This window comes from Micromonospora sp. NPDC003197, from assembly GCF_053590565.1.
Genome location: NZ_JBSFTE010000028.1, coordinates 13,765 through 36,293 on the forward strand (window position 1 = coordinate 13,765; position 22,529 = coordinate 36,293).

19 protein-coding genes are annotated in these 22,529 nt (G+C 70.0%); 18 read left to right on the plus strand and 1 reads right to left on the minus strand.

Annotated elements, in window-relative coordinates:
* The first annotated feature begins 11 nt into the window (after positions 1-11).
* The 5 genes from ACWDV4_RS24955 to ACWDV4_RS24975 all read left to right on the plus strand — a co-directional run bounded on the left by ACWDV4_RS24955 (position 12) and on the right by ACWDV4_RS24975 (position 5,323).
* Positions 12-872: a TrmH family RNA methyltransferase gene (locus ACWDV4_RS24955; RefSeq protein ID WP_449983121.1), complete on the plus strand. Its 861-nt coding sequence runs from the start codon at positions 12-14 to the stop codon at positions 870-872.
* Positions 873-1,084: 212 nt separating this feature from the next.
* On the plus strand, positions 1,085-2,146 hold the full coding sequence (gene pheS / locus ACWDV4_RS24960) for a phenylalanine--tRNA ligase subunit alpha (protein WP_449983124.1): 1,062 nt from the start codon (positions 1,085-1,087) through the stop codon (positions 2,144-2,146).
* 70 nt (positions 2,147-2,216) lie between these two features.
* Positions 2,217-4,766, plus strand: coding sequence for a phenylalanine--tRNA ligase subunit beta (gene pheT, locus ACWDV4_RS24965; protein ID WP_449983127.1), 2,550 nt, complete (start codon positions 2,217-2,219; stop codon positions 4,764-4,766).
* 4 nt (positions 4,767-4,770) lie between these two features.
* The gene (locus ACWDV4_RS24970; protein ID WP_449983130.1) at positions 4,771-5,094 is read left to right on the plus strand and encodes a S26 family signal peptidase; all 324 of its coding nucleotides are present in this window, start codon (positions 4,771-4,773) and stop codon (positions 5,092-5,094) included.
* Positions 5,095-5,113: 19 nt separating this feature from the next.
* Entirely contained in the window at positions 5,114-5,323 is a 210-nt protein-coding gene (locus tag ACWDV4_RS24975) for a hypothetical protein (protein WP_449983133.1), read from the plus strand.
* 6 nt (positions 5,324-5,329) lie between these two features.
* Here the strand turns inward: ACWDV4_RS24975 and ACWDV4_RS24980 are convergent, their stop codons facing one another.
* Positions 5,330-6,040, minus strand: a complete 711-nt coding sequence (locus ACWDV4_RS24980; protein WP_449983135.1) for a Crp/Fnr family transcriptional regulator — start codon at positions 6,038-6,040, stop codon at positions 5,330-5,332.
* 539 nt (positions 6,041-6,579) lie between these two features.
* Between ACWDV4_RS24980 and ACWDV4_RS24985 the strand changes: the two genes are divergently transcribed.
* From ACWDV4_RS24985 to argH, 13 genes are all read left to right on the plus strand, one after another.
* The gene (locus tag ACWDV4_RS24985) at positions 6,580-7,494 is read left to right on the plus strand and encodes a hypothetical protein (protein WP_449983137.1); all 915 of its coding nucleotides are present in this window, start codon (positions 6,580-6,582) and stop codon (positions 7,492-7,494) included.
* A gap of 5 nt (positions 7,495-7,499) precedes the next feature.
* Positions 7,500-9,764, plus strand: coding sequence for a hypothetical protein (locus tag ACWDV4_RS24990; protein ID WP_449983139.1), 2,265 nt, complete (start codon positions 7,500-7,502; stop codon positions 9,762-9,764).
* A 2-nt stretch (positions 9,765-9,766) separates the two neighbouring features.
* Positions 9,767-10,621 (plus strand): hypothetical protein, encoded by an 855-nt coding sequence (locus tag ACWDV4_RS24995; protein ID WP_449983142.1) that lies wholly within the window; start codon positions 9,767-9,769, stop codon positions 10,619-10,621.
* Positions 10,622-10,898: 277 nt separating this feature from the next.
* Positions 10,899-12,077, plus strand: a complete 1,179-nt coding sequence (locus ACWDV4_RS25000) for a macrolide family glycosyltransferase (protein ID WP_449983145.1) — start codon at positions 10,899-10,901, stop codon at positions 12,075-12,077.
* A gap of 38 nt (positions 12,078-12,115) precedes the next feature.
* The gene (locus ACWDV4_RS25005) at positions 12,116-13,762 is read left to right on the plus strand and encodes a DUF4246 domain-containing protein (protein ID WP_449983148.1); all 1,647 of its coding nucleotides are present in this window, start codon (positions 12,116-12,118) and stop codon (positions 13,760-13,762) included.
* 146 nt (positions 13,763-13,908) lie between these two features.
* A complete protein-coding gene (gene argC / locus ACWDV4_RS25010; protein WP_449983150.1) occupies positions 13,909-14,913 on the plus strand; it encodes an N-acetyl-gamma-glutamyl-phosphate reductase in 1,005 nt (334 codons plus the stop codon).
* A 43-nt stretch (positions 14,914-14,956) separates the two neighbouring features.
* Complete coding sequence (gene argJ, locus ACWDV4_RS25015) at positions 14,957-16,129, plus strand: bifunctional glutamate N-acetyltransferase/amino-acid acetyltransferase ArgJ (RefSeq protein WP_449983153.1); 1,173 nt, start codon at positions 14,957-14,959, stop codon at positions 16,127-16,129.
* The gene (gene argB / locus ACWDV4_RS25020) at positions 16,126-17,034 is read left to right on the plus strand and encodes an acetylglutamate kinase (RefSeq protein WP_449983156.1); all 909 of its coding nucleotides are present in this window, start codon (positions 16,126-16,128) and stop codon (positions 17,032-17,034) included. Before argJ ends, argB begins: the two co-directional genes overlap by 4 nt.
* Complete coding sequence (locus ACWDV4_RS25025) at positions 17,031-18,326, plus strand: acetylornithine transaminase (RefSeq protein WP_449983158.1); 1,296 nt, start codon at positions 17,031-17,033, stop codon at positions 18,324-18,326. The genes argB and ACWDV4_RS25025 overlap by 4 nt, the downstream gene beginning before the upstream one ends.
* Positions 18,323-19,303, plus strand: coding sequence for an ornithine carbamoyltransferase (gene argF / locus ACWDV4_RS25030; protein WP_449983161.1), 981 nt, complete (start codon positions 18,323-18,325; stop codon positions 19,301-19,303). Before ACWDV4_RS25025 ends, argF begins: the two co-directional genes overlap by 4 nt.
* Positions 19,300-19,818, plus strand: coding sequence for an arginine repressor (locus tag ACWDV4_RS25035; protein WP_449983164.1), 519 nt, complete (start codon positions 19,300-19,302; stop codon positions 19,816-19,818). Before argF ends, ACWDV4_RS25035 begins: the two co-directional genes overlap by 4 nt.
* Positions 19,815-21,026, plus strand: a complete 1,212-nt coding sequence (locus ACWDV4_RS25040; protein WP_449983167.1) for an argininosuccinate synthase — start codon at positions 19,815-19,817, stop codon at positions 21,024-21,026. The genes ACWDV4_RS25035 and ACWDV4_RS25040 overlap by 4 nt, the downstream gene beginning before the upstream one ends.
* 38 nt (positions 21,027-21,064) lie before the next feature.
* Complete coding sequence (gene argH / locus ACWDV4_RS25045) at positions 21,065-22,528, plus strand: argininosuccinate lyase (protein WP_449983170.1); 1,464 nt, start codon at positions 21,065-21,067, stop codon at positions 22,526-22,528.
* The last annotated feature ends 1 nt before the right edge of the window (position 22,529 follow it).

Consider the following 22,529-nt stretch of genomic DNA (forward strand, 5'->3'; position numbering starts at 1 on the left):
AGGCGCTCCCCATGACGGCACGACAGTCCGGGGGGCGCCTCGCTCCGATTTCTGCCCCGGAGACCCCACTGTTCACTCCCCGTACGCCCCGGGTGGTCGCCGCGCGCCGGCTGCATCGTCGCCGTGACCGGGACACCACTGGCCGGTTCCTCGCCGAAGGGCCACAGGCGGTCCGCGAGGCGCTGGCCGGACCCGCCGGGGTGGTCGAACTCTTCGGCACCCCGGCCGCCCTGGACCGCTACGCCGACCTGGCCACACACGCTGCCAACTCGGACGTGCCGGTCTCGGCGCTGACCGACGAGGCACTGGCCGTACTGACCGAGACGGTCGCACCACAGGGCCTGGTCGCGGTCTGCCACCACCTCGACGTGCCGCTGGCCGCCGCGCTGGACCGGTCACCCCGCCTGGTCACCGTGCTTGCCGGCATCCGCGACCCGGGCAACGCCGGTACGGTGCTGCGTACCGCCGACGCCGCCGGGGCGGGTGCGGTGGTGTTCGCGGGGGAGACGGTCGACCCGTACAACGGTAAGAGCGTGCGCTCCTCGGCGGGCAGCCTGTTCCACGTCGACGTGGTCCGCGCCGGCGACCCGGCCGGGGTGGTCGCCGCGCTGCGCGCCGCCGGCCTGACCGTGCTGGCCGCCTCCGGCTATGGCGAAACCGACCTGGACGACCTCGCCGACGCCGGTGGCCTGGCCACCCCGACCGCCTGGCTCTTCGGTTCCGAGGCGCACGGGCTCCCCGCCGAGCTGGCCGAACTGGCCGACGCCCGGGTACGCGTGCCGCTGCACGGCCGCGCCGAGAGCCTCAACCTGGCTGCCGCCGCAGCGGTGTGTCTGTATGCTTCAGCCAGAGCACTGCGACGTGGGCTGTGAGCCCCGCAGTCGCAAACCTAGGAGAGGTGACCACCCCGTGATGAGCGCCGTACGGCACTCGTTTAGCCAGCCCGCCGGTCTCGGCGGGCGGCAGGGCTGACCTTTCCCCTGTGCACCTCCCACCGGCGGGCTGCGGCGAAGCCGCGTGTCCGTAAACTCGCCATCGCCGCCCGACGAGGGCTGGCGCCGCCGTGAGGGAGTGCCCGTACGCCATGACCTATCGCAACGATCCGTACGACCCGAAGCAGGTTGCCCTGCTCGACCAGAGTGCCCTGGACGAAGCCGTCGCCGCCGCCGAGCAGGCATTCGCCGCCGCCGGTGACCCCGACGAGCTGACCGCCCTGCGGCACCAGCACCTCGGCGACCGGGCCCCGATCTCGCTGGCCCGCCGGGAGATCGGCGCGCTGCCCCCGGCGGCCAAGTCCGACGCCGGCAAGCGGGTCAACGAAGCCCGCCGGGCGGTCGAGGCGACGTTCGCGACCCGCCGCGAGGAACTGGAACGGCAGCGGGCCGCACGGGTCCTCGCCGAGGAACGGGTCGACGTCACCCTGCCCTACGACCGCCGCCCACAGGGCGGCCGGCACCCGCTGAACACGCTGATGGAGGAGATCAGCGACCTGTTCATCGGCATGGGCTACGAAATCGCCGAAGGCCCCGAGGCCGAGCTGGAGTGGGCCAACTTCGACGCGCTCAACATCGGGCCGGACCACCCGGCCCGGGGCCTGATGGACACCTTCCACCTGGACCTGCCCGGCCTGGTGATGCGTACCCACACCTCGACGGTGCAGGCGCGCACCATGCTGACCCGGCAGCCACCGATCTACGTGGTCTGCCCCGGGCGGGTCTACCGCACCGACGAGTTGGATGCGACACACAGCCCGGTCTTCCACCAGGTCGAGGGCTTGGTCGTCGACAAGGGCATCACCATGGCCCACCTGCGGGGCACCCTGGAGCACTTCGCCCGGTCGATGTTCGGCGCGTCGGCGCAGCTGCGCTGGCGACCGCACTACTTCCCGTTCACCGAGCCGTCGGCCGAGTTCGACGTCTGGTTCCCGGAGCACCGTAGCGGTGCCCAGTGGGTCGAGTGGGGTGGCTGCGGCCTGGTCAACCCGCGTGTACTGCGCGCCTGCGGCATCGACCCGGACGTCTACTCCGGATTCGCCTTCGGCATGGGCATCGAACGGACCCTGATGGTCCAGCACGGGGTGCGGGAAATGCGGGACATAGTCGAGGGCGACGTGCGGTTCACCCGCGCGTTCGGAGTCGGGGCGTAGCGGGATGCGGCTTAGCGGGATGCGGCTTAGCGGGATGCGGAACGAAGCAACGGAGACGGTGGTCTGAGTCATGCGAGTGGGAATTTCCTGGCTACGGGAGTACGTCGACCTGCCCGCCGACCTGTCGGTCGAGGACCTCGAACAGGCACTGGTCGAGCTCGGTATCGAGGTCGAGTCCGCGGTGGACCTGCGGACCACGGTCACCGGGCCGCTGGTGGTCGGCGAGGTACGCGAGATCGAGGAACTGACCGGATTCAAGAAGCCGATCCGGTTCTGCCGGGTGGACGTGGGGGCTGCCAACGGCACCGGCGAACCGCAGGAGATCGTTTGCGGGGCCACCAACTTCGCCCCCGGTGACCGGGTGGTGGTGATCCTGCCCGGCGGCGTACTACCCGGCGGATTCGCCATCGGAGCCCGCAAGACGTACGGGCGTAACTCCAACGGCATGATCTGCTCGGCCCGGGAACTGGGCCTCGGCGACGACCACTCGGGCATCATCGTGCTGCCGGCGGACAGCCCGGCCAAGCCCGGTGACGACGCCCGGTCGGTGGTCGGGCTCGACGACATCGTGGTCGAGCTGGAGATCACCCCCGACCGGGGGTACGCCATGTCGGTGCGGGGCGTCGCCCGCGAGCTGTCCCACGCGTTCGGGCTGCCGTTCCGGGACCCGGGCGTAGTGCCGGCCCCCGGAGCGACCGCCGAACCGGCGTACCCGGTGCGGGTGCTGGACACCGTCGGCTGTGACCGGTTCGCCGCGCGAGCGGTCCGGGGCGTCGATCCGCTGGCGCAGAGTCCCGAGTGGATGCAGCGCCGGCTGACCGTCGCCGGGATTCGGGTCATCTCCCTGCCGGTCGACATCACCAACTACCTGATGCTCGAACTGGGCCAGCCGATGCACGCCTTCGACCTGGACCGGATCTCCGGGCCGCTGGTGGTCCGCCGGGCCGAGGCGGGGGAGCGACTGACCACCCTGGACGGGGTGGACCGGGAGTTGGCCACCGAGGACATGGTGATCTGCGACGACAGCGGTCCGATCTCCCTGGCGGCGGTGATGGGAGGCGAGACCAGCGAGGTCGTCGCCGGCACCACCAACGTGCTGTTCGAGGCGGCGCACTGGGACCCGGCAATGGTCGGCCGGACCGCGCGGCGGCACAAGCTGTTCAGCGAGGCGGCCAAGCGCTGGGAGCGTGGCGTCGACCCGGCCCTGCCGCTGGTGGCGATCGACCGGGCGGTCGCGCTGCTGACCGAGCACGCCGGCGGCAACGCCAGCGACGAGATCCTGGACCTCGACCACGTGTCGGCCCCGACGCCGATCATGTTCGACCCCCAGCTGCCCGGCCGCCGGATCGGCGTCGACTACTCCTCGGCCCGGGTCACCGAGCTGCTGGAACAGGTCGGCTGCGCGGTGACCGAGGGCACCGACCGGCTGGCCGAGGACCCAGGTTCGGTCGCCACTGGTAGCGCCGAACCGGCCGGTCTCGTCGTCACCCCGCCCAGCTGGCGGCCGGACCTGACCGACCCGATCGACCTGGTCGAGGAGATCGTCCGGCTGGACGGCTACCACCGGGTGCCGGCGGTGCTGCCCCAGGCCCCGGCCGGTCGAGGGCTGACCGCCGAGCAGCGGCGTCGCCGCTCGGTGGCCCGGAGCCTGGCCGAACACGGTTACGTCGAGGTGCTCGCCTACCCGTTCGTGGCACCCGAGGTGTTCGACGCGCTCGGGCTGCCCGCCGATGATCCGCGCCGGTCCGCCGTACGACTGGCCAACCCGCTGTCGGAGGAGGAGCCGCTGCTGCGTACCACGCTGCTCGGCCCGCTGCTCGGCACGTTGCGGCGCAACATTGGTCGGGGACAGCGGGACCTGGCCCTCTACGAGATCGGCCTGGTCTTCGAACCGAAGCCGGGAGCCGGTGCGCCGCCCGCCATGGGGGTGGACGAGCGGCCGTCGGACGCCGACCTGGCCGCCGCCGAGGCGGTGGTGCCACGCCAGCCGTGGCACGTGGCGGCGGTGCTCGCCGGTGAACTGGACCCGGCCGGCTGGTGGGGCGCGGGACGTCCGGCTGGCTGGGCCGACGCGGTGGCCGCCACTCGGCTGGTGCTGGCCACCGCCGGCATCCCCGACGAGCGGGTCACCGTCCGGCAGGCCGAGCGGGCACCGTGGCACCCGGGGCGCTGCGCCGAGGTGCTGGTCGACGACGTGACCATCGGGTACGCCGGTGAGCTGCACCCGTCGGTGGTCGACGCGATGGAGCTGCCGAGGCGTACCAGCGCCATGGAACTCGACCTCGACCTGGTACCGCCAGCCCCGGTGGTGCCCGCCCCGTCGACCTCCCACTTCCCGCCGGCCCTGATCGACGTGGCGTTGGTCGTCGACGACGAGGTGCCCGCCGCCGAGCTGCGCCGGACCCTCGCCGAGGGGGCGGGGGAGCTGCTGGAGTCGATCCGGCTGTTCGACGTCTACACCTCGGCGGAGCAGTTGGGCCAGGGGCGCAAGTCGTTGGCGTACAAGCTGACGTTCCGCGCGACGGACCGGACGCTCACCGCTGAGGAGGCGGTGGCTGCCCGGGATGCGGCGGTGACCCAGGCGGCGGCCCGGTTCGGGGCCACTCTCCGGGGGGCCTGACCCGATGGGTACGGCAGTCGTTGTCGTCGTGCTGGCCGGCGTTTTGGCGCTGGTCATCGCGACCTCGGTTTGGCTACGGCGGCGACTGCTGATCGTGTCGGTCGTGGGCCGCAGCATGGAGCCCACGCTGCGGTCCGGGGACCGGGTGTTGGCGCGTCGGGTGTCACTCGCCGCCGTCCGGCGGGGTGATGTCGTCGTGGTGGCGGCACCGGCACAGATGACGGCCGGTTCGTCGGAACCGCAGGCCGGCTCGCCCGGCCTGCTCATCAAGCGGGCGTACGCGGTGCCCGGTGACCCCGGTGACCCCGGTGACCCGGTGACCCGGTGACCCGGTGCCGGTGGACCGGGTGCCGCTTCTGCGCCGGGAGCCGGACTCGGTGGTACCGGCGGGCAGCCTGGTCGTGCTCGGCAGGCTGGCCACCGACCAGTGCGGCCGCTGGGCCCCACGGTTCTGGCACTACGTCGCGTCCCAGCCATCGACGATTGTGCCAGTAGTTGTGAACGCCATGTTGCCTGCTGACGTCACAATCCTGAGCTGGCTCAGCCGTCGGACCTGAGCCGGCTCAGTCGTCGGATTCGAGCTGCGCCATCGCGAGCAGGCCGGTGAGGTCACGTACGGTGATCCGCCGGTAGTCGGTGTCGATCAGGCCGTCGCTCCGTAGTTCCCGGAGTGCCTTCTGCACCGTCGTTTCGGCCGCGCCGCAGATGGTGGCGAGTTCCGGTTGGGTCAGGCGTACGTCGATGACGAGGCCGTTCGGCGTACGACGTCCGTGGGTGCGGGCGATCGCGGCGATGATTCGGGCGACCCGGGTCGACACCGGGTAGGACATGAAGTCGATACGGTGGCGGTTGGACTGGCGTAGTCGGTCCGCCACCATCGCCGCGAGTTCGACGGCCGCGTCCGGGTGGGCCGCGAGGAACGGCTTGAACTGTCGCATGTGGATGACTCGGACCAGGGCCGGGCTGCAGGTGGTGACCGTTGCCGATCGCGGCTTGTTGTTCAACGCCGACATCTCGCCGACGAGGTCGCCACCGACCCGGATGGCGAGCAGCGCGGTCCGGCCGTCTCCTGTCGTCACCGTGACCTTCGCCAGACCCTGGCAGATCAGCACCAGGTGCGAGTCCTGATCCCCCTCGCGGAGCAGGGTCTCATCGGCGTCGACCCGTCTCGCCGTACCGAGCGTCAGTAACTCCGCCAGGCTCGGCTCGGTGAGCCGGCCGAGTAGCGTGCCGTACGGCCAACGCGGGTCGGGGTGGCGGATTTCGTTTCGCACGGGTACTCCTGTCCGACGATGCTCCGAGTCGCGAGACAGCAGCCTAGTCGCACAGTGACGATGGGCAATATCTTTGCGGGACGAGTCGTTTCGTCGGCCTGCTTTGGTGAGGCAACCGGCGGCGAACCGGAGGAGGAGTAGCAGGCCCAATCGGTAGATCGGGTCGATGTCCGTAGAAAAGAGCAGGGATGTCAGGTCGAGGAGGGTGATGCGATCAGCCAGTGCTGGCATCGACATCAGGACGATGAGCGGGTCCGTAACAGCGGAGCGGGACAGGCGGATGATGGCTGATTTCGGCATGACTCCACAACATCCGAATCCGTCGTTGTAGATATCTCCCTGCGAGGGGATGACAGCTTTCCGACCGTACCGTGGCGGTTTTCTCCGTGATCGTCGCTGTTTTGCCCGCGATCATGGAGCGCGCTGGCAGCTGTTTTTGGTGAAACCGTACTTCTACAGGGTCTTCACGTCGGGAGTCGGATTACCTGTTCATCCGTGTCCGTCACCGCGACGGGCCGGTTGTCGAAAGGTGATCTGGCATGACCGAGCCCAGCCCTCCGGACCGTCGATTGCTGATATCCGTGGACATGGAGCGATACAGCCGGCGAGGCAACCTGATGCAGTATGAGGCGCAGCGCGCATTTCAGCAGATGCTGCATGACGCGGCGCGCAGCGTGGGCCTCGATCGGGTGGCCTGGAAGACCCAGCAGGCCGGTGACGGGGAACTCGCCATCCTTCCCGCCGAGGTGAAGGAGCCGACAGTCATCGGCAGGTTGGTGCCGGCGTTGAACCGGTTGCTGCGCCGGTACAACAGCAGCCGACTGCCCGAGGCGCGGATCCGGCTCCGGGTCGCGCTGTACCAGGGGCTGGTGCACCTTGACGGAGCCAACGGTTTTCCGGGCAACGCGGTGAACAACGTCTGTCGGCTGTGTGACGCCCCGCCGCTCAAGCGGGCGCTCAAGGCATTCCCCGATGCCGGGATAGCCCTGATCGTGTCGTCGGACATCTATCGCGACGTGGTGACCGAGTACCCGGAGGAGTTGCGGCCGGAGCGGTTTCGTCAGGTGGAGGTGAACCACCCGGACAAGGACTTCCGGGAGTTCGCCTGGATCTGTGTGGTGGACGAGGACCTGGGACAACTGGCCGTCCTCGATCCGGTGGCGGCCGAATCGCTCGGGCTGATCGGATCAGAGGCCGAGACCGGACGATCCGAGACGTCGGCCAGCTCACAACCGTCCGGCAGTTCGGGCGCGGGGGTGCGGCCGGCCGGTGCGCCGGACGCGGACCGGCGCGGGGGCGGCAGCCCAGGTGCGGCCGGCGGGTCCGGCACCGAGCCGGGTGCGATCCGGACCGGTGACATCCGGGTCGAGGGCCAGAACGCGGTCGGGCACGGCAGCATGGCCATCGGCTCGATTGGCGGCGACTTCCGGCCCGACGGGCCGGCGCGGCGGTGAGCCCGATGCAGGAGGAGAACCATCTCGGCTATCCCGAGCCCGGGGAGCACCAGCCACCGACCGAACCGCCCCCGTCATCGCCAGCAGCACCGTCGGATGAATTCGAGGAGAGCACGTTCGCGACCGACCAGCCGGAGCGCGGCCGCCCGGGTGCCGGGTCCGAACAGGAGACGGGCGTACCCACGCCAGGCGACTTCACCGACGACCAGGACGACCAGCTGAAGCCGCACGACCTGTTCCAGCGACTCCAAGCGTTCGTCGAGCCGAGCGGTGGGATCGAGGTCGGAGACCAGTCGGTCCACGGGCAGAACGCGACCGGCCACAACGCGACCGCCATCGGCGTGGTCAACATAACCACCGCCAGCGAAACGACCGAGGCGGAGGCCTGGCTTGAACCGATCTCCACTCTCCGATTGCGTCGGATGGCGGACGGCTACGCTCCGGCCAACAGCGATGGCGAGCTGAATCAGCGGCTGCGGAGTCAGCGGCTGGTGTTCCTGACCGGTAAGCCGGGTAGCGGCCGGCACACCTCCGCCTGTCTGGCGTTGTCCCAGCGACACGACTCTGACCGGATCGGTGCGCTCTCGGCCACCCGGATCCGTGCCCTCCTCGGTGCCGCTACTCCGCTGCGCAAGGCATGGGGCTACGTCCTGCAACTGGACAAGAGTACGGACCTGGACGAGATGGCGTTCGTCGACCTGGCAGCCCGGTTGGAGGTGCTGGAGGCGAGCGTCGTCGTCATCGACGAGAACAGAGCCGGCTCGTACGAGTTGGACGACCATCTGGTGAGGCATCGAGCCGCCGCACCGGAGACGGTTTTCCGGGTCGGGCTGACCCGCCGCCTCCAGGGCCGATGCGTGGGCGACTGTGTCGACTGCCAGGGAAGCTGTGTCGACAGCTACGTACGGGATGAGTGCGGGGAGCACCCGTCGCTGCTCGCCTACTTCGCCACCCAGCCCCGTAACGCGGAGATAGCCCATGTCGCGCGGCGGATCGCGGACCGGGCACCCAGGGGAGCGGCGTTGACGGCCCTGCTCGAACACGAGCTTCCGGTCAAGCTACGGGCCCGGGCCGAGGAGATCCTGCATCCGGTGCGAAGCGGGAGTACGGCCCTGGCAGCCGACGAGACCGACCGGCTGTGCGCGTTCCGGATCTCCTGTGCGGTGCTGGAAGGGGAGCCGGTCGCGCAGCTGAGTCGATCGGCGCACCGGCTGCTCCACCCGGGGAACGGGGCGGTGGCGGATCTTTCTGGCGGCCTACTACGTCAGCCGGACCTGCGTGAACTCCTCGGTGACCTGCTCTGGCAAGCCACCGGCCAGGACGACCACGGGGCAGCGGCGGGTCGTACGGAGTCCATCCGGTTCACCCTCGCCAACCAGACACTGCCCCTGCACATGTTGGCGGTCGCCTGGCGGGACTGGGGTACCGGGCGAATGCTCGGCTGGCTGGACGAGCTGGTCCGCACCGAGTCACCCGGGGTGCGGCTGGCGGCGGCCCGGGTGATCGGCTGGTCCGCCGGGCAGGACTTCGATGCCGCCGTGGCGGTGCTGGGCCGGCTGTCCCGGGAGCGTAGAGCCGGGTTGCGTCAGGCTGCCGGGGTGGCGATGGTCGGTGCCGCGACACAGCCTGTGCTGCGTACCCGGCTACGACGAGTGGTGGGCGGCTGGGCCACCGGCTCCGCCTATCAGCGCGATACGGCTGCGCGGGCCTATGCGCTGGGGTTGAGCTGGCTCTGGCCCGAGGTGGCGATCGAACAGCTACGCCTGGTGTCGGCGGATCGGATGCAGCGGTACACGCACGTGGTCGCACGGGCCATCGACGAGGTGTACCAGGCAGGACACGCCCGGGTACTCGTACCGGCCCTGGTCGACTGGGCGAACTCGGCGAACCGGGAGGTGCGGATCCAGGCCGCTCGTGCGCTGCGCCTACTCGCGGCCCGCTGGGCGGAGCCACACCGTCCACACTGGCCCGCTCTGCTCGATTTGGTCAATGAAGGAGTGTTGGAGCTTTCGGACGTGGCCGCGCTCTGGGCAGCGGCGCTCAGTCTGCCCGAGACCGCGTACCGGTCCTGGCGGCTGCTCGGGCACTGGATATCCCGCGCACACCCCTATCCGGACGTCGTCGACGCGGTCACCGGTCTGCTCGCCGCAGTGGTCGCCGACGCTCGGCTCGGGAGTCGCCTCGCCCACCAGTACCTGCACGTGTGGCAGCCGAACATGCCGCAGAACAACGTCCTCGACCGTATTCCACAACTATTGACAAGGGGCTGACCATGTCCGTTCCTCCCCTCCCCACCGGTACCGGGCCGACTCGGCCCCGGTCCTTCGGCCGATGGCTGCGGGACCTGGTGGCGGGCCCGCCCGCCCACGTTCCGCTGCTGCCGCCACCGCCGCCACTCCCGCCTTCTCCTCCGGTGGCCGTTACCCAGCAGATCGAACCGGACGAGCCCATTCTCGTGCCGGCCGAACGCGACGCCTTCGACTTCTCCATCTATCCGGTCTACATCTGGTCCGGGGTCGGCCTGCCGGCCCAGCAGCTACGGCTGTACGCGCACCAGTTCGAGGGCTGGGCGCGCCGGACGGTACGCGACGAGGCCATTGGAATCGCCCGGCAGCACGCCCCGCACCAGGGGCGAGCCCTGGAATGGGCACTCAACGAACGGTTCGACAGCCAGAACTGGCCGAGGAACTATCGGATCGACGGACTGGTCCTCAAGTTTCGCCCCCGGGTCCGGGTGGTCCTGGACCAGCGGATCCGGGACTACCTGCGCCCCTACTGGCAGGAGCGGATCAGGATGGAGTGCGACCACGAGTTGGGCCTGCTCCGGGCGAGGCTGGTGGCCGAGCTGACCCGGGAGTGGTGCGAGGTGCTGCGCAGGTTGGAGCTGGAGCCGACGGCAGCGCATGCGTCGCGGTTGACCGACGAGCGGTTCGCGAAGGTGTTCCGGGAGTTCATCGAGGAACAGCGTCAGGTGGTGCCGGACATCGTGGACCTGCTTCAGTACGCGGTCGGGAAACACGACGACCTGGGGCTCGGTCCATCGGAGTTCACCCAGGCGTGGGACGCCGCGCTGCGGACGTACCAGAAGCAGCATGGCTTGACGATCGGTGCCCAGCCGACCCGGTGAGAGCGGGCATCGCCTTCGTGTCGGCAGCGGCGGGTCGAGGGGCGAGTGGGCTCGCTCCCGGCCCGCCGCAGTCGATCCGGTAGAGTGGCGCGCATGATCATCGAGTTCATCCGCCTGCGTTCCGCCTGAGGCGGCGCGTCGTGCCGGTCGTTTTCCGACCGGCCCTCATGTGACCTGGTCGAGCCCTCGTCTGACGGACGGCGAGTGGCCCCGGTCGCGTCCGCGTCGTGTCGCCACCGGATGGCAGCCTTCCTCCGACTCGACAGGACTCTTTTTCATGCGCAAATCACGTCATATCGCCATGGTCGGCAGTACCACGCCGAGCCACATCTATCCTTCGCTTGCCCTGATCCGTGAGCTGGTCGACCGGGGGCACCGGGTGACCTACGCGGTCGGTGAGCCGCTGACCGGCCTGGTCGCCCCGACCGGGGCCGAGCCCATCAGCCATCCGTCGATCCTGCCGCAGGGCGACACCGCCTGGCCGGAGGATCCGGGTACGGCGATGCGGGTGTTCCTCGACGAGGGCATCGCGGTCCTGCCTCGGCTGACCGCCCGCTACGACACCGACCGGCCGGATCTCGTGCTCTACGACATCGGCGGGCTCCCCGGACCGTTGCTGGGAGTCCGGTACGGCGTACCGGCGGTGCAACTCTCGCCGACGATGGTCGCCTGGGACGGTTACGAGGAGGACATGGCGGAGGTCCTCACCGCCATCTACGAGTCACCGTCCGGGCGGGACTACTACGCCACCCTCGGACAGTGGCTGGTCGAGAACGGGATCCACGCGGACCCGCGCTGGCATCTCGCCCATCCGGAGCACGTGTTGTCGCTGATCCCACGGGTGATGCAGCCCCACGCCGAGCGGGTGCCGGATTCGGTGCGGTTCGTCGGCCCGTGCCTCGACCCGGCCCGGCTCGCCGATGCGAGCTGGGCACCACCGGCCAGCGGCCGACGGGTCCTGCTGGTCTCTTTCGGTACGGCCTACAACGACCAGTTGCCGGTCTACCGGGCGTGCCTGAGCGGGTTCGCCGACTCGCCGTGGCACGTCGTACTGGCCATCGGTGACAAGGTGGATCCGGCCGACCTGGGGCCGCTGCCGGAGAACGTGGAGGTGCACCGCCGGGTGCCGCAGTTGGCGGTGCTGGCCCACGCGTCGGCCTTCGTCACGCACGCGGGGATGGGCGGCTGCACCGAGGCGCTCTGGTTCGGCGTGCCCACGGTGGCGATCCCGCAGGCGGTGGACCAGTTCGGCAACGCCAACCTGTTGGTCGCCAACGGTGTCGGCCGGCAACTGTCGGCCGACAAGGTCACCGCAGCGACCCTGCGCGCGGCGGTGGACGCGGTCGCCGACGATCCGCGGTTGCGGCAGCGGCTGGCCGAGATCCAGGCCGAGGTACGCGCCAACGGTGGCCTGCGGCACGCGGCCGATGCGGTGGAGACGTTCCTGGACCAGTGACCACGGCGACTACCTGAACGAGTAGTCGCCACGTCAGGGTGCCCGCCGCAGGACGTGGCGGCGGGCACCCATCCTGTGGCCACATCTCGTTCCTCATCTCCGGTCAGTGTGGGAAAAGGTCGGGGCCGGAAAACGTCGGTCCACTGGCATATCCTGGCCGCCCCCAGGAAGCCAGTGAGAGATGCGAGAGAATGACTAAGCTGCCTGCTTTCCCGCTGCCCTTTGCGAGTTACCCCAGTACGCCAGCCGTGGAACCCCGGACGCTGCGGGAACTGCAGATGATGCAGCTGAGCGCCCACATCCGGGCAAAGCCGCAGTGGTTCGTCAAGATGCACGACGCCGACATCGTCGCCAGGTGGACGCGGGAAGCGGCTGCTCAGGGCCTGACCGAGGCGCAGATCCGTTATGTGCTCGCCGAACTGGCGCACTACGCCGAGCTCCGGGACGAGTCGACCGGCATCGAGGTGTCCGCCGTCGACGGGGTGTGGCAGTCGGACACGCTGATTGACAGCGAGTTGAGGTCCCGGCTGCGGGAGGCGGTGCGGGTGTTGGAAGAGGTCCCCGAAGCTGAGCAGGACTGGCATCCGGGATCGAACGAGCAGGTGCTAGATCTGGTGCATCCCTCCCTGTTCTGTCTCGTACGCCACGTGAGCCCCATCGACGACTCGGCCTGGAAGAGCTCTCCCAACGTTCAGCCGTACACGTACTCGGAGAAATTCCAGTGGCTTCCCACGGATGTCGAGGTCGACGACGACGGCAACGCTGTCTTCGGTTCGTACGTCAACAACGTCCACCCCGTGGCCCATCGCGACCTCGAATCCGTCCTGCCTGTCCTCTTCGCGCGCCTGCGTCCGATGTTTGAAAACGTGCTCACGGATCTGCGCCAGCCGCAGCCCCTGCGGATCACGGCCGAATCCTGGGCCTGGTATGACAATGCCCCGGACCAACCGGTCGAGCCGACCGACGGCGACGAGGCGGCCCGTGATGCATACAACGTAGCCATGGAAGAGTGGTCGGAGACCCGCCGCCCGGTCGTCCCGGACGCCCCGGTCTTCAGTCCGCCCGCACTCCCGGACAACTCCGCTCGGGTCGACCTGCGTGGCCGCCGGCTACAGGTCATCGTCAAGCTCGCCAACATTCACCTCACCCCGGACAAGCCTGAGTACCCCGGAGGTAGCTGGCATGTCGAGGGGATGCTGAACGAGCGCATCGTCTCGACCGGAATCTACTACTGGGACAGCGAGAACATCACCGCCAGTCAGCTCAGTTTCCGGACGGCGATTGAGGATCCGGACTACGAACAGGACGACGCCACCGGTGTGCGTGAGGTCTACGGTCTGGAGAACGAGGACTCGCTCAATCAGGTGCTGGGGTCGGCGGACACCCACGCGGGCCGCTGCCTGGCGTTCCCGAACATCCTCCAGCATCGGGTCGCCCCGTTCCGCCTCGCGGACCCCACCCGGCCGGGACATCGCAAGATCCTGGCCTTCTTCCTGGTCGACCCATCGGTGAAGATCGTCTCGACAGCCGACGTGCCGCCACAGCAGCCATGGTCTTCGACCTCGACGATGACGCTGGAGCAGGCCAAGGAGTACCGCGAGCAACTGATGCAGGAACGGAAGTTCTTCGTCGACGAACACAACGAGGAGTTGTACGAGCGAGAGTTCTCCCTCTGCGAGCACTGAAGCGTGTTGGTGCCCACCGTCGGGGTGGGCACCAACGGCTGGCCGCCGGCGGGGTGGCTCGTTGCATGACCATGCACTCGGCTGCATTGAGTTGCGGTCGGCTGGTGTGCCTGCTAGGTTCTTCGCATATAAATGCGGAGGCGGTTATGGGAATTCGGGTAGCGGTGGCCGGGGCGAGTGGCTACGCGGGTGGGGAGTTGCTGCGTCTGATCGCCGGACACCCAGAGTTCGACATGGTGGCCGCCACCGCGTACAGCCAGGCCGGTGCGCCGGTTGCTGCCGTACATCCGCAGCTCACCGGCCTTGACCTGGTGCTCGGCGCGACCGATCCGGCGGTGCTGGCAGAGGCAGACCTGGTCTTCCTGGCCCTGCCGCACGGCCAGTCGGCGGCGCTGGCCGCCGCCCTGCCCGGGACGGTCAAGGTGGTCGACCTCGGGGCCGACCACCGGTTGCGCGACGCGGACGCCTGGACCCGCTACTACGGCGGCGAGCACGCCGGGGCCTGGACCTACGGCCTGCCCGAGCTGCCCGGTCAGCGGGCCGCCATCGCCGAGTCGAGCCGGGTGGCCGCCACCGGCTGCTACGCCGTGGCCACCACCCTCGCGCTCGCCCCGCTTATCGCCGCCGGGGCCGTCGCGCCCGAGGACGTCGTGGTGGTCGCCGCCTCCGGCACCTCCGGAGCCGGCCGGGCCGCCAAGGCCCACCTGCTCGGCAGCGAGGTGATGGGCGACCTGTCGGCCTACAAGGTCGGCGCGCACCAGCACGTCCCGGAGATCAAGCAGGCCACCGGCGCGACCAGCCTGTCGTTCACCCCGGTGCTGGCCCCGATGCCGCGCGGCATCCTCGCCACGATCACCGCCCGTCCGGCGGTGGCCGGCCCGGACCCGCGCACGGTGCTCACCGAGGCGTACGCCGATGAGCCCTTCGTACGGGTGCTGCCCGAGGGGACCTGGCCGCACACCAGCGCCACCCTCGGCGGGAACTCCTGCCACCTCCAGGTCACCACCGACGTCGACTCCGGTCGGGTGATCGTCTCCAGCGCCATCGACAACCTCGGCAAGGGCGCCGCCGGGCAGGCCATACAGTGCGCCAACCTGATGCTGGGCCTGCCGGAGACGGCCGGCCTGCCCGCGTACGGGATCACCCCGTGAGCGGTTGCACCATCCGGATCGACGAACGGATCGAGGAAACGGCATGAGTGTCACGGTGCCGAGGGGATTCCGGGCGGCCGGGGTCGCCGCCGGACTCAAGAGCAGCGGTGCGGCCGATGTCGCCCTGGTCCTCAACGACGGGCCGGACGCCACCGTCGCCGGCGTCTTCACCGCCAACCGGGTCAAGGCCGCGCCCGTGCTCTGGTCACAGCAGGTCGTCCGGGGCGGTGTGGTCCGCGCGGTGGTGCTGAACTCCGGCGGAGCCAACGCCTGCACCGGAGCGCCCGGGTTCCAGGACACGCACGCCACTGCCGAGCACACCGCGACCAGCCTCACCAACTCACTGCCCCGGATGATCGTCGGGGCCGGCGAGGTGGCGGTCTGCTCGACCGGGCTGATCGGCGAGCGGCTGCCGATGGACAAGTTGCTGCCCGGCGTCCGCTCGGCGGTCCGCGAACTGTCCCGCGACGGCGGCCCGGCCGCCGCCAGCGCGATCATGACCACCGACACCAGGTCGAAGATGACCGTCGTCGCCGGTACCGGCTGGACCGTCGGGGGCATGGCCAAGGGGGCTGGCATGCTCGCCCCGGCGATGGCCACCATGCTCTGCGTACTCACCACCGATGCGGTCGCCGGTCCGGATCTGCTCGACGCGGCGCTGCGGGAGGCGTGCCGGGTGAGCTTCGACCGGATCGACTCCGACGGCTGCATGTCGACCAACGACACGGTGCTGCTGCTGGCCAGCGGGGCGTCCGGGATCGAGCCGACCCTGGCCGAGCTGACCGCTGCGGTGACCTCGGCCTGCCACGACCTGGCCCAGCAGCTCCTGGCCGATGCCGAGGGGGCCACCAAGGAGATCGCCATCGAGGTGGTCGGCGCGGCCGACGAGACCGAGGCGGTCGAGGTCGGCCGCTCGGTGGCCCGCAACAACCTGGTCAAGACCGCACTCTTCGGCAACGACCCGAACTGGGGTCGCGTCCTCGCTGCGGTCGGCACCACCAGCGCCACCTTCGAGCCGGACGAGATCGATGTGGCGGTCAACGGGGTGTGGGTGTGCCGGTCCGGGGCCGCCGCCGAGGACCGGTCGAAGGTCGACCTCTCCGGCCGGTCGGTGACCATCCGGATCGACCTGCACGCCGGCCCGGCCAGTGCCACCGTCTGGACCAACGACCTGTCCCACGCGTACGTCCACGAGAACTCGGCCTACTCGACATGAGCGCACCACTGTCCCGCGACCTGAGCCAGGCACAGCAGAAGGCGGCCACCCTCATCGAGGCGCTGCCCTGGCTGGCCCGCTTCTCCGGCTCCACCATCGTCGTCAAGTACGGCGGCAACGCCATGGTCGACCCGGAGCTGCAACGGGCGTTCGCCGCCGACATGGTCTTCCTGCGCTACGCCGGGCTGAAGCCGGTCGTCGTACACGGCGGCGGGCCGCAGATCTCGGCGATGCTGGGCCGACTCGGCATCGCCAGTGAGTTCAAGGGCGGTCTGCGGGTCACCACGCCCGAAGCGATGGACGTGGTTCGGATGGTGCTGGTCGGCCAGGTTGGCCGGGAACTGGTCGGCCTGATCAACGGGCACGGGCCGTACGCCGTGGGCCTCTCCGGTGAGGACGCCGGCCTGTTCACGGCGGTACGCCGGCCGGCGTACGTCGATGGCGAGCCGGTGGACGTCGGCCAGGTGGGCGACGTCGACGAGGTCAACCCCTCGGCGGTGACCGACCTGATCGACGCCGGCCGGATCCCGGTGATCTCCACCGTCGCGCCGGACGCGGACGGGGTGCTGCACAACCTCAACGCCGACACCGCCGCCGCCGCGCTGGCGATCGCGCTGGACGCCCGCAAGCTCGTGGTGCTGACCGACGTGTCGGGCCTGTACGCGGACTGGCCGGACACCAGCAGCCTGGTCTCCCAGATCACCACCGACGAACTGGCCGAGCTGCTGCCCAGCCTGGAGTCCGGGATGGTGCCAAAGATGGAGGCCTGCCTGCGGGCGGTGCGCGGCGGCGTCCCGGCCGCACATGTGGTCGACGGCCGGGTCGCCCACTCCACGCTGTTGGAAGTCTTCACCTCGGAAGGATTTGGAACGATGGTGGTACCCGCAGAGACGAGTGAGGCATGACCACGCTGGTCGACCGCTGGTCGCAGTCCATGATGGACAACTACGGTACGCCGCAACTCGGCCTGGTCAGCGGCAACGGTGCCACCGTGGTCGACGAGGCCGGCCGGGAGTACCTCGACCTGGTTGGTGGGATCGCGGTCAACGCCCTCGGCCACGCCCACCCGGCCGTGGTGGCGGCGGTGTCCAAGCAGATCGCCACCCTCGGGCACGTGTCCAACCTGTTCGTGGCCGAGCCGCCGGTGGCACTGGCCGAGCTGCTGCTCGCCCTGGCCGGTCGGCCGGGACGGATTTTCTTCGCCAACTCCGGGGCAGAGGCCAACGAGGCCGCCTTCAAGCTGTCCCGCCGCACCGGCCGTACCCACATCGTCGCCACCTACGGCGGGTTCCACGGCCGCACCATGGGGGCGCTGGCGCTGACCGGACAGCCGGCCAAGGCCGACCCGTTCCGGCCGCTGCCCGGCGAGGTCACCCACGTCCCGTACGGGGATGTGGCCGCCCTGGAGAACACCGTCACCGACGGCACCGCCATGGTGATCCTGGAGCCGATCCAGGGCGAGAACGGTGTGATCGTCCCGCCCCCCGGCTACCTTGCCGCTGCCCGGCGGATCACCGCCGAGCACGGCGCGCTGCTGGTGCTCGACGAGGTGCAGACCGGCATCGGGCGGACCGGGCACTGGTTCGCCCACCAGGCCGAAGGCGTGGAGCCGGACGTGGTCACCCTCGCCAAGGGGCTCGGCGGCGGGCTGCCGATCGGCGCGTGTCTGGCCTTCGGGCCGGCGGCGGAACTGTTCGGTCCCGGCATGCACGGCACCACCTTCGGTGGCAACCCGGTCAGCTGTGCCGCCGGCCTGGCGGTGATCTCCACGATCGCCAACGAGGGGCTGCTCGACCACGTCAAGCGGGTCGGGGAACGGCTGCGGCACGGCATCGAGGCACTGGGACATCCGCTGGTCACCGAGGTACGGGGCGCCGGTCTACTGCTCGCCATGGAGCTGAACGCGCCGGCCGCCGGTGCGCTCGCCGGGGTCCTGCGTGACGCCGGTTTCCTGGTCAACTCGACGCAACCAGCTGTCATCCGGTTGTCGCCGCCGCTGATCCTCAGCACCGACCAGGTGGACGCCTTCCTGGCCGCGTTGGCGCCCGCGCTCGACGCGGTCGCACCCGCCCCCGACACGGCAGAATCGGCTCCACCGGCAGCCCTCGCCCCGGCCACCCCCTCTCCACTGGCCGCCCCCGATTCGGCCGTCCCTTCTCCGCTGTCCACCCACGACGACCTGGACCACCCCTCGTGACCACTCATTTCCTACGCGACGACGACCTGACCCCGGCCGAGCAGTCGACCGTGCTCGACCTGGCCGAGCAGATGAAGGCCGACCGGTTCGCCTTCCGGCCGCTGGCCGGCCCGCTGGCCGTCGCGGTCCTGTTCGACAAGCCGAGCCTGCGTACCCGGGTCTCGTTCGAGACCGGCATCGCCGAGCTGGGTGGCCATCCGGTCATCGTGGACACCCAGACGACCCACTTCGGGCGCGGCGAGTCGCTGTCCGACGCCGGTCAGGTGCTGTCCCGCTACGTCTCCGCCATCGTGATGCGTACCCACGGCGACGACCGGCTCGCCCAGGTCGCGGCGGCGTCCAACGTACCGGTGGTCAACGCCCTCACTGACGGATTCCACCCCTGCCAGCTCCTCGCCGACCTGCTCACCATCCGGGAGCGGTGTGGCGGTACGGCCGGCCGGACCCTGGCCTACGTCGGGGACGCGGCGAACAACATGGCCCACTCCTACCTGATCGCCGGGGTGACCGCCGGAATGCACGTACGGGTCGCCGGTCCGGCCGGCTACGACCCGTCACCCGAGGTGGTGGCCCGTGCCGAGGAGATCGCCACTACGACCGGTGGCTCGGTGCAGGTGCTGCGCGACCCGGCGGAGGCGGTGGCCGGGGCCGACGTGATCGCCACCGACACCTGGACCTCGATGGGGCAGGAGAACGACGGCCAGGATCGACTCACGCCGTTCTGGCCGTACCAGGTGAACAAGACGCTGCTGGCGCTGGCCGCACCAGAAGCGATCGTGCTGCACTGCCTGCCCGCCCACCGGGGCGAGGAGATCACCGACGAGGTGCTCGACGGCTCGCAGAGCGTGGTGTTCGACCAGGCGGAGAACCGGCTGCACGCGCAGAAGGCACTGCTGGCCTGGCTGCTCTCGCCCGCGCGGGCGGCGGCTGGCCCGGTACCAGGAGAGCCGGCGACCCCAGCGGAGTCAGTGTCATGACCAGTAGCCCGATCACCCGTACCGCCCGGCACGCCCGGATCATCGAGCTGATCCGGGACAAGGCGATCCGGTCGCAGACCGAGCTGGCCGAACTGCTCGCCGAGGAAGGCGTACAGGTCACCCAGGCCACCCTCTCCCGAGACCTGGAAGAGTTGGGTGCGGTCAAGGTACGCGGCGGCGACGGACCGGCCATCTACCTGATCCCGGAGGACGGCAAGCGTCCCCTGCGCGACGCCGAGCAGGCCCCGGCCCGGCTCGTCCGGCTGCTGCGGGAACTGCTCAACGGAGTCGACTCCAGCGGCAACATCGCCGTGCTGCGTACCCCACCGGGCGCGGCGCAATACCTGGCCAGCGCGTTGGACCGAGCGGGTCTGCCCGAGGTCGTCGGCACGATCGCCGGTGACGACACCATCCTCGTCGTGGCCCGCGAGGCTGTCGGCGGCGCCGAGTTGGGAGCGAAGCTCTCCGCCTGGGCCGGCCGGGAAGAGAACGTTGAAGGGAACACCGCACCATGACCGAGCGGGTCATCCTGGCGTACTCCGGGGGGTTGGACACCTCGGTCGCCATTCCCTACCTGGCCGAGCAGACCGGTGCCGAGGTGATCGCGGTCGCGATCGACCTGGGCCAGGGCGGCGAGGACCTGGAAGCCATCCGGCAGCGGGCGCTGGACTGCGGCGCGGCCGAGTCGGAGGTGGTGGATGCCCGTGAGGAGTTCGCCGCCGACTACTGCCTGCCGGCGGTACGCGCCAACGCCCTCTACATGGACCGCTACCCGCTGGTGTCGGCGCTGTCCCGGCCGCTGATCGTCAAGCACCTGGTGGCAGCGGCCAAGAAGTACGGCGGCACGATCGTGTCGCACGGCTGCACCGGCAAGGGCAACGACCAGGTCCGGTTCGAGGTCGGCCTGGGTGCGCTCGCCCCGGACCTGAAGGTCATCGCCCCGGCCCGGGACTTTGCCTGGACCCGGGACAAGGCGATCGCGTACGCCGAGGAGAAGGGGCTGCCGATCGACGTCACGCGCAAGTCGCCGTACTCGATCGACCAGAACCTGTGGGGCCGTGCGGTGGAGACCGGCTTCCTGGAGGACATCTGGAACGCCCCGATCGAGGACCTCTACTCCTACACCGCCGACCCGGCCGAGCAGCGTGACCCGGACGAGATCGTGATCACGTTCGACGCGGGCGTGCCGGTGGCGATCGACGGCGAGACGGTCACCCCGTACCAGGCGATCCTGGAGCTGAACCGGCGGGCCGGCGCGCAGGGCGTCGGCCGGCTGGACATGGTCGAGGACCGGCTGGTCGGCATCAAGAGCCGCGAGGTGTACGAGGTGCCGGGCGCGATCGCGCTGATCACCGCCCACCAGGAGCTGGAGAACGTTACCGTCGAGCGTGAGGTGGCCCGGTTCAAGAAGGGCGTCGACCAGCGCTGGGCCGAGTTGGTCTACGACGGTCTGTGGTTCTCCCCGCTCAAGCACGCCCTCGACGCGTTCGTCGACGACACCCAGAAGTACGTCTCCGGCGAGGTGCGGATGGTCATGCACGGCGGTCGTGCCGTGGTCACCGGCCGGCGCTCCGAGGCGAGTCTCTACGACTTCGGGCTGGCCACCTACGACACCGGCGACACCTTCGACCACTCCCTCGCCAAGGGTTTCGTGCAACTCTTCGGCCTGCCCAGCCGGCTGGCCGCAGTCCGGGACGCTCGGCTGGGCGGTTTCGTACAGTGAGCCCCCGCAGTCGCGAACGAAAGGCAAGCTCAGGAATGATGGGCGGCGTGGACGACAAGAGCCTGACCGAGAACAGCGCTGGAACCAACCGTACGAGTCTGTGGGGTGGCCGGTTTGCCGGCGGTCCCTCGGAGGCCCTCGCGCGGCTCTCCGTCAGCGTTCAGTTCGATTGGCGACTGGCCCCGTACGACCTGGCCGGCTCGCGGGCACACGCCCGGGTACTGGCCCGGGCGGGGCTGCTTGACGCCGAGGAACTGGGCAAGATCCTCGCGGCCCTGGACGACCTGGAGGCCGCCTGTGCCTCCGGGGCGTTCCGCCCCACCATTGACGACGAGGATGTGCACACCGCCCTGGAGCGGGGTCTGCTGGAACGCCTCGGCAGCCTGGGCGGCAAACTGCGTGCCGGTCGGTCTCGTAACGACCAGGTCGCCACGGATCTGCGCCTCTACCTGCGGGATCACGCGCGGGGCGTGGCCGAACGGCTGGTCGAGCTGGCCGACGCGCTGGTGGAGCAGGCCGGGCGGCACGTCGACACCCCGGCACCGGGCATGACTCACCTGCAGCACGCCCAGCCGGTCACCTTCGGGCACTGGCTGCTCGCCCACGTACAGCCGCTGCTGCGGGACCTGGACCGGATGCGCGACTGGGACAGCCGTACGGCGATCAGCCCGCTGGGCGCTGGGGCGCTGGCCGGCTCGTCGCTGCCGCTGGACCCGGTACGGGTGGCCCGGGAGTTGGGCTTCACCGCCCCGGCGGCCAACTCGATGGACGCCGTCGCCGATCGGGACTTCGTCGCCGAGTTTCTGTTCATCACCGCGCTGATCGGGGTGCACCTGTCCCGCCTCGGCGAGGAGGTCGTGCTCTGGACGTCGCAGGAGTTCGGCTGGGTGGAGCTGGACGACTCCTTCGCCACCGGGTCGTCGATCATGCCGCAGAAGAAGAACGCGGACATTGCTGAGCTGGCCCGGGGCAAGTCCGGCCGGCTGGTGGGCGGGCTGATGAGCGTGTTGACCATGCTCAAGGGCCTGCCGATGACGTACGACCGGGACATGCAGGAGGACAAGGAGCCGGTCTTCGACGCGGTCGACACCCTGGAACTGCTGCTGCCGGCCCTGGCCGGGATGATCTCCACGATGACCGTACGGGTCGACCGGCTGGTCGCCGCCGCTCCGGTGGGCTTCTCACTGGCCACCGAGGTGGCCGACTGGCTGGTCCGCAAGGGCGTGCCATTCCGCGACGCGCACGAGATCACCGGTCGACTGGTGGCGCTCTGCGCGGCCCGGGACTGTGCCCTGGACGAGGTCTCCGACGAGGACCTGACCGTGGTCAGCGAGCACCTCGACCCGGGGGTACGTGAGGTGCTGTCGGTCCGCTCGGCGCTGGCCGCCCGTACCACGCCCGGCTCGACCGGCCCAGGTCCGGTCGCGGATCAGCTCGCCGCCGCTGCCGACAAGCTGGTCAGCTGGCGGGAGTGGGCAGCCGAGCAGGTCGTACCCCGCTGAG

What these genes read in the sequence shown, in the direction of transcription:
- ACWDV4_RS25000 (WP_449983145.1), top strand. Translation starts at nt 10,899, where the DNA reads ATGCGCAAATCACGTCATATCGCCATGGTCGGCAGTACCACGCCGAGC.
- argC (WP_449983150.1), top strand. Translation starts at nt 13,909, where the DNA reads ATGGGAATTCGGGTAGCGGTGGCCGGGGCGAGTGGCTACGCGGGTGGG.
- ACWDV4_RS24985 (WP_449983137.1), top strand. Translation starts at nt 6,580, where the DNA reads ATGACCGAGCCCAGCCCTCCGGACCGTCGATTGCTGATATCCGTGGAC.
- ACWDV4_RS24995 (WP_449983142.1), top strand. Translation starts at nt 9,767, where the DNA reads ATGTCCGTTCCTCCCCTCCCCACCGGTACCGGGCCGACTCGGCCCCGG.
- argJ (WP_449983153.1), top strand. Translation starts at nt 14,957, where the DNA reads ATGAGTGTCACGGTGCCGAGGGGATTCCGGGCGGCCGGGGTCGCCGCC.
- pheS (WP_449983124.1), top strand. Translation starts at nt 1,085, where the DNA reads ATGACCTATCGCAACGATCCGTACGACCCGAAGCAGGTTGCCCTGCTC.
- ACWDV4_RS24990 (WP_449983139.1), top strand. Translation starts at nt 7,500, where the DNA reads ATGCAGGAGGAGAACCATCTCGGCTATCCCGAGCCCGGGGAGCACCAG.
- argH (WP_449983170.1), top strand. Translation starts at nt 21,065, where the DNA reads ATGGGCGGCGTGGACGACAAGAGCCTGACCGAGAACAGCGCTGGAACC.
- pheT (WP_449983127.1), top strand. Translation starts at nt 2,217, where the DNA reads ATGCGAGTGGGAATTTCCTGGCTACGGGAGTACGTCGACCTGCCCGCC.
- argB (WP_449983156.1), top strand. Translation starts at nt 16,126, where the DNA reads ATGAGCGCACCACTGTCCCGCGACCTGAGCCAGGCACAGCAGAAGGCG.
- ACWDV4_RS25035 (WP_449983164.1), top strand. Translation starts at nt 19,300, where the DNA reads ATGACCAGTAGCCCGATCACCCGTACCGCCCGGCACGCCCGGATCATC.
- ACWDV4_RS24955 (WP_449983121.1), top strand. Translation starts at nt 12, where the DNA reads ATGACGGCACGACAGTCCGGGGGGCGCCTCGCTCCGATTTCTGCCCCG.
- ACWDV4_RS25040 (WP_449983167.1), top strand. Translation starts at nt 19,815, where the DNA reads ATGACCGAGCGGGTCATCCTGGCGTACTCCGGGGGGTTGGACACCTCG.
- ACWDV4_RS25025 (WP_449983158.1), top strand. Translation starts at nt 17,031, where the DNA reads ATGACCACGCTGGTCGACCGCTGGTCGCAGTCCATGATGGACAACTAC.
- ACWDV4_RS24970 (WP_449983130.1), top strand. Translation starts at nt 4,771, where the DNA reads ATGGGTACGGCAGTCGTTGTCGTCGTGCTGGCCGGCGTTTTGGCGCTG.